The organism is Sodalis sp. (in: enterobacteria) (assembly GCF_047607725.1).
Lineage (GTDB): Bacteria > Pseudomonadota > Gammaproteobacteria > Enterobacterales > Enterobacteriaceae > JBLKSS01.
In genome coordinates this window covers 1-3,645 of the sequence record NZ_JBLKSS010000248.1, presented here as the reverse complement: position 1 = coordinate 3,645, position 3,645 = coordinate 1, and the positions used below count along the sequence as shown (strand labels likewise).

At 52.9% G+C, this 3,645-nt stretch carries 4 protein-coding genes and 2 pseudogenes; 1 reads left to right on the top strand and 5 read right to left on the bottom strand.

Translation table 11 applies throughout. From position 1 onward, the window contains the following. Positions 1 to 56 precede the first annotated feature (56 nt). From spy to ACMX3H_RS17650, 5 genes and pseudogenes are all read right to left on the bottom strand, one after another. Entirely contained in the window at positions 57 to 593 is a 537-nt protein-coding gene (spy, locus tag ACMX3H_RS17670; RefSeq protein WP_415211737.1) for an ATP-independent periplasmic protein-refolding chaperone Spy, read from the bottom strand. 519 nt (positions 594 to 1,112) lie between these two features. After that, on the bottom strand, positions 1,113 to 1,466 hold the full coding sequence (locus ACMX3H_RS17665; protein ID WP_415211736.1) for a hypothetical protein: 354 nt from the start codon (positions 1,464 to 1,466) through the stop codon (positions 1,113 to 1,115). A 34-nt stretch (positions 1,467 to 1,500) separates the two neighbouring features. Next, positions 1,501 to 1,896, bottom strand: coding sequence for an inverse autotransporter beta domain-containing protein (locus tag ACMX3H_RS17660; RefSeq protein WP_415211735.1), 396 nt, complete (start codon positions 1,894 to 1,896; stop codon positions 1,501 to 1,503). A 32-nt stretch (positions 1,897 to 1,928) separates the two neighbouring features. Continuing rightward, a pseudogene (locus tag ACMX3H_RS17655) lies at positions 1,929 to 2,018 on the bottom strand (hypothetical protein); the annotation flags it as partial. 41 nt (positions 2,019 to 2,059) lie between these two features. After that, complete coding sequence (locus ACMX3H_RS17650) at positions 2,060 to 2,293, bottom strand: hypothetical protein (RefSeq protein WP_415211734.1); 234 nt, start codon at positions 2,291 to 2,293, stop codon at positions 2,060 to 2,062. Between the two features lie 372 nt (positions 2,294 to 2,665). Here ACMX3H_RS17650 and ACMX3H_RS17645 point away from each other — a divergent pair. Next, a pseudogene (locus ACMX3H_RS17645) lies at positions 2,666 to 3,421 on the top strand (acyltransferase family protein); the annotation flags it as partial. Between the last annotated feature and the right edge of the window lie 224 nt (positions 3,422 to 3,645).

Genomic DNA, 3,645 nt, shown 5'->3' with positions numbered 1-3,645 from the left:
CACAGGAAAAATAGACTAAAACTGAGTCAGAAGATGAGCGAACACGTGATCGAATATCACTGGAATGGGTGATCGGAAAATATCGGAATAACTGATCGGATGTCGCCGGAACAGATGATCGGATACGTCGGAATCTGCAGTTCCGCCATTTTCGCCTGACGCGCTTCAAATTTCTTATTGAATTCCTGCTTCTGCGCCGGGGTCAGGACATTATACATTTTATTCTGCATTTTCAGACGAGCCAGCATTCTTTCATTTTGCGCTTGTGACATACTGGTGACCAGGGCCTGCGCTTTGCTGCTGTCAAAATTATCGGCGGCAATGACATCATGGAGCTGTTTATGTTCGTCAGCCGACTGCTTCTTCATATTTTTCATCGCATCGCGTGAAATATCGCGCATCTGTTCACGCTGGGCGGTGGTCAAATTCAGGTCCTTGAACATCTGCTCCATCATGGGCCCGTGTTTCGGATGATGATGCATTTTCGCACTCTCCGAAGCGGCCGGCGCCGCGGCGGTATCGGCGGCGGAAGCAAGCTGGACGGTACCTAACATCAACGTCGTGGCCAGAGCGAATGCGGTTAATTTACACATGATATTTCCTCATTATTTTTACCTGTATGCCGCGGTGCGAAATAAACACCGAAGCGTGCATTACAAGAATAACTTTACGCGAGTTAACTTCAAGTAGTGCGAGCCTGAGTAAATATGTTAAAGCCTATCACTCAATTTCTGCGTAATAATAATGAAGAAAAAATGGAGAATAAGGGAAGAAACCGTAGTGAAATTTAATGAAGCGCTGCGCATTGTGCCTTGGGTCAAAATTGCGCCCTGGGTTAAAATAGCGCTATTCCCCTTGCACCACCAACACTATTCGAGCCGACTACCGTTTCGCTTGTCGTATTTTGCCGTAAGCCGGGAGAATATTATAGGGCAATAAGCCTTTTCCCTGTGGCCTGTTTCCCTTTCGCTATGGCGAGAGAAGCGCGACAGCACCGCCCACGGCCAGCCCCTCGGCTTAAGCCCCGTCGCGGGCTGCAAACGTCAGCGGCGCGTTAAGTTTCAACACAATCCAGTTGGAGGTCACGCGCTGCTGCTTTTCATCCTCCACCGTCACCGATAAGCGATATTGATTACGGGCGCCAGGGCATCATCCCAGGGGGGCAGGATAATTGACCAACCATCGGGCTGGCCGCTGTCGGCCGGCGGGGTCAGGCTTAGCGCCTGGGTATCGCCCTGCCAGCTCACCGCGGTCAGGGGATACCGCGCCGACACCTGCACTTTAAGCGCCAGCGACGTGCCCGGCTGTAGCGACCAGGGCGGGGTCGCCAGGAACACCGACAGGCTTTTGCGCTGTTTAAACGCCAGAACCGGCACAGCATTGCGCTGTACCTGATCATAGCGGCTGCCGCGCAGCGAATGCGCCTCGGCCACATAATCCACCGATAACTGCCTGTATAACGGCACGCCCAGGCGATAATTGAGGGTAAGCTGATACTGTTCAGCGCTTTCGCCGCCCGTCCCCTAGCTTATGACCGGCGGACAGCGTCATGAGCGGTACGGGGGTGTAGCTGACACCGAGCTCAACCGCCGCCGGGTTGGCGCGATAATTACCGCTATCGAAGACATCCACCCGTTGCCCAAAGTACTGTTCGTATTTAACCGAGGCGCCCAACTGGCGATAAAACGGGAGATAGCCCTGGGTAGTAATATCGTAACCGCTGGCCATGCGCACCCGTTCATCATCATCATTGAGGGCGTGCATTGCCGACAGGGGGTAATAGTAATTGGACGACAACGACAGGTAATCGCTGCGCGCTTCAGCGCCAACGCTGCCCCGGCGCACGCTATCATGCTGCAGGTATTGATGTAAAACACGTTCAAGCCCAGCAGCCACCGTCCGGCGTTCCAGTGCTGGCCGAGGCCCATGTTGCCGACAATGTCGTCATCCACGCCCTGCACGCCCAGTTGGCCATACGTCAGACCGCGCGTCTTTTGGTCGTCCAGCGGTAACAGCAACTGGCCGGAACTGCCGCTAAAGCGGCCGCTTTCGTCGACATTTAGCTGGACTTGGGTATAAGGGGAGATAACATCGCTTCGCTTTTTTGCTGCTGCCGGTTAAGGACGCGATCTTTCGCCTCCCCCAGCAGATAGCTGCGCCAGGTTTGATCGTTATTCTCATCCTGGTTGACCTCCACCATTTGTCTGGCGATCGTCTCCAACTTCTTTTCCGAACCGCTTTCGTTTACACTTGCGCCCCCGAGGCTGGGCAACGATTGTTGTTGGCTTAGCAAGGTATTTCATTGTCCTGCGGGTTGACCCACGCCACGGCGGGGAACGGACAGAAGAAAGGGCCAGCGGTAAGGGCGCCTAAGATAAATCCCATAATGACGTAGGACATGACGGCGCAAAGCCGCCGATTTGGTATAAAGACGTTCATGACCCTCTCTGTTCGCCGCTGCGCCGCTGCGGCCGTTGCTTTGATGACCGGCGATGTCGCCGGACTGCTCATAAAGTAACTCGAGAACCCTTACTCTATCAAATTCGGGATGAGCTCATTAGGTTAGATGGATCACCATTATAAAATATAATAAATACATTGCTAAATATCAGATGTTTGACCTGCCCGCTATCGTAATTGACGCTTACAGTCCGGAGAAGGAAAAATGACTCAACTGGAAAAGGAACGGTTCATAGGCCTGGAGTGGCTGTGCTTCCTGCTTGGCTGTTACGTGATGATTTATCATACCGCTCATCACTATCCGCAATTCAATGCGGTGTTTGGTCTGAGCGAACTGACCAGTATGGGCTTTTTCGCCACCAGCGCCTTTTTTGTCCTATCCGGTTTTTTACTCGCCCATGTCTATATTCGCAGCCGCGGATTGCGCGAGCCGGCCAGCCATTTTTGGCGTAAGCGGTTATTTAATCTCTATCCCATTCATATCGTGGCGCTGGTGTCGTCCATGCTGGTCGTTACGTTCATGCAATGGTTGGCGATACCGCCCGAAGGTCCCGGCGCGACAATCCGGTTTGTGGTGTATGACACCAATGAAATCCTGGGCCAGACGCATCCGGAACTGTTCCGTCATTACATGGATAACGTGCAGCTGGCGTTTAACAGCGTTCTACAGCTGTTTATACTACAGGCGTGGAATCCCTATTTCCTGACGTTCAATGCGCCGCTCTGGTCGCTGTCGGCGCTGTTTTTCTTTTATCTGTTGTTCCCCTGGGCGCCGCCGCGTCTGATGAATGTGCGCAACCCCTGGCTATGGCTTGGGATCTGCATGCTGGTCTATCTGTTGCCGCCGGTGTGGGTTATTTGGCAGCAACAGTATGGTGTGCCTTATACCGGGCTACTACAGCGTCTGCCGCTGTTTCGCGTACCGGAATTCTTCGGCGGTATTCTGGCGTATGCACTATATTTAAACGCGCCCATCTGCCGGGGGTCGTGCTATCGGCGGCCACGCGCCGCGTGATGGTGCTGTTTATCGTTGGCTGTTTCTTGGGTAAGCGCCCCGTGGAGGACGTCTTGAATTATTGGTGGGTTTGTTGTATGAGACAGTAAACCTACGTTACACGCTTATGCTCATTGAATTTTCACATTGTATTGATTTTAATAACTTTTATTTCCATCCCGGTTTGAGTG